2 protein-coding genes are annotated in these 2,664 nt (G+C 75.3%); both read right to left on the bottom strand.

Going from position 1 to position 2,664, the window contains the following annotated elements:
- Nucleotides 1-33: 33 nt before the first annotated feature.
- Nucleotides 34-1,851, bottom strand: a complete 1,818-nt coding sequence (gene cydC, locus AC08OP_RS23830; protein ID WP_476616217.1) for a thiol reductant ABC exporter subunit CydC — start codon at nt 1,849-1,851, stop codon at nt 34-36.
- The coding region (locus AC08OP_RS23825) for an ABC transporter ATP-binding protein (RefSeq protein WP_476616216.1) at nt 1,844-2,664 on the bottom strand (821 nt) is incomplete at its 5' end. The genes AC08OP_RS23825 and cydC, both read right to left, overlap by 8 nt.

Here is a 2,664-nt window from a genome sequence, read left to right as displayed (position 1 = left end):
GCTCGGGGGTCACCGTGCGCTTCGGGGTCTGCGTCATCCGTGTTCCTCCGCGAAGTCAACCTGAGTGGAGATCAGGTCGAGATAGGTTCCGCCGCGGGCGACGAGCTCGTCGTGGCTGCCGGTGGCGACGACCCGGCCGCCGTCGAGGACCACGAGCCGGTCCGCGCCGCGGATGGTGGACAGCCGGTGGGCGATCACCAGCGTCGCCCGGCCGTGGCGCAGGCGGGCCAGCGCCGCGGCGACCTCCGCCTCGCTGTGCGCGTCGAGGTTGGACACGGCCTCGTCGAGCACCACCACCGGCGCGTCGCGCAGCAACGCCCGGGCGATCGCGATCCGCTGCCGCTGCCCCCCGGACAGCAGGCCGCCGAGCTCCCCGGCCGCGGCGCCGTAGCCCTCGGGCAGCGCGGCGATGAAGTCGTGGGCGCCGGCGTCCCGCGCCGCCTGTTCCACCGCGGCGTCGGTCGCGTCCGGCCGGGCGAGCCGGATGTTCTCCCGCACCGAGAGGTTGAACAGGTGGACGTCCTGCGGGACGTGGGTGACCGCCTCGCGCAGCATCGCCTGGGGCAGGTCGCGCACGTCCTGGCCGCCGACCAGGATGCGTCCGGAGTCGACGTCCCAGAACCGCATCAACAGGTGGGAACACGTGCTCTTACCGGCCCCGGAGTGCCCCACCAGGGCGACGGTCTCACCGGGGGCGACGGTGAAACTGACCTCGTGCACCGCGTCGACACCGGTGCCGGGATAACGGAAGGTGACCCGCTCGAAGGCCACCCCGGGCGCCGGCGGCAGAGCCGGGGCCGCGGTGGCGCGGTCCTCGACGGGGGCCTCGGTCGTCAGGATCGACTCGATCCGGGCGGCGGCGGCCAGGATGACGTCCAGCTCCCGGGTGGTGTCGACGACGGCGAAGATCGGGACGAACGCCGCCAGCGCGAGGACGACGGCGACCGACAGCAGGTGGCGCGGCAGCTCCCCGGTGCTCACCAGGTGGGCTCCGGTGGCCAGCACGGCGACGAGCCCGACGAAGGAGAGCAGGTCGGTGACCGCCTGCTCGGTGCCCGCCCGGCGGCCGTGCACCGTCTTGGCCGCCGACAGCACACCCTCCCGCCGCGCCAGGTTGGTCAGCGCCCGCTGCCCGGCGTTGTGCGCGAGCAGCTCCCGCACGCCCTGCACGGTGTCGACGACGTCGGCACTCAGCTCCCCGAGCGAGTCCCGCAGCTGGGTGGCCGTCGCCTCGGACCGGCGGCGCAGCCACCGCGGCACGGTGAGCAGCCCGACCAGCGCCGGGAGGAGGGCGACGGCGAGCTCCCAGCGCATCACCGCGAGCGTGGCGAGTGCGGCCGGCGGCACGGTGGCGGCCACGACGACCGGGCTGAGGGTGTGGGCGAAGAAGCCTTCGAGCTGCTCGACGTCGGAGATCGCCGAAGCGCCCAGGTCGCCGGTCCGGCGCCGCTGCAGGCCGCCGGGCGCCAGCCGCTCGAACGCGTCGTAGATCATCCCCCGGACGGTGGCGAGCACCCGGAACGCGCCCACGTGGGCGAGCTGGCTGTCGGTCCAGGCGAGCACCGCGGCCGCCACCGCGAGCACGCCCAGCACGGCGATCCCCGGGTGAAGCTCGGAGCCGGGGGTGCCGGTCACCGCGCGCCCGACGAGCCAGGCACCGGTGGCCGCCGCGCCGAGGGTGGCGAGCTGGTGGGCGACTCCGGCGGTGACCGCGACGGCGAAGATCCCGCGGTGGGGGCGCAGGAGCGCGACCAGCGGCCGCAGCCGTGCGCCCCGGCCCGCGGCCGCCGCCTCGGACGTCCCAGGCTCGGCGGCTGGGGTGAGCTCGGTGTCCGCCGCGAGCTCAGTCATGGTTCCCCTCCTTGAGGACCGCCACCGGAACCGGCCCGCCGGCACCGTTTCTGCCTGCACCGGTGGCGCTGGCACCGGTAGCGCCGTCGCCGGCTCCGTTGCCGGCGCCGCGCCCCGCCGACCGCTGGGCCGCGACCAGCCGGGCATACGGGCCGTCCGCCCCGAGGAGGTCGTGGTGGGCTCCGTGCTCCACCACCGCGCCGCCCTCCATCACGACCACCCGGTCGGCGGAGGCGACGGTGGACAGCCGGTGCGCGATCACCAGGCAGCTGCGCCCGGCCCGCAGGCGTGTCAGCGCCTCCTGGACGTCCGCCTCGACCGCGCCGTCGAGGCTGGAGGTGGCTTCGTCGAGCACGAGGACCGGCGCGTCACGCAGCAGAGCCCGTGCGACGGCGATCCGCTGCCGCTCACCGCCGGACAGGGTGAGCCCGCGCTCGCCCACCAGTGCGTCGTATCCGCCGGACAGCGCACTGATGAAGCTGTGCGCGCCGGCGGCCCGGGCCGCGGCCAGCACCTGCTCGTCGGTGGCATCCGGCCGGCCCAGGACGATGTTGTCCCGGACGGTGCCGTGGAACAGGTAGGTGTCCTGGGAGACGACGGCCACCGTCGACCGGATCTCCTCGGCCGACAGGGTCGCGATATCGGTCCCGCCCAGGCGGATGACACCCGCCGTCGGCTCCTGGAAGCCGAGCAGCAGGCCCACCAGGGTCGTCTTGCCGGCGCCGGAACGCCCGACGACGGCCACGGTCTCGCCCACCCCGACGGCGAAGCTGACCCCACGCACGGCCGGCTCGGACCGGCTCGGGTAGGTGA

Source organism: Frankia sp. CeRuru1 (assembly GCF_977966315.1).
The sequence above is the reverse complement of the archived record's forward strand: the minus strand, read 5'-3'. Positions and strand labels throughout refer to the sequence as shown.

What these genes read in the sequence shown, in the direction of transcription:
- cydC (WP_476616217.1), bottom strand. Translation starts at nt 1,851, where the DNA reads ATGACTGAGCTCGCGGCGGACACCGAGCTCACCCCAGCCGCCGAGCCT.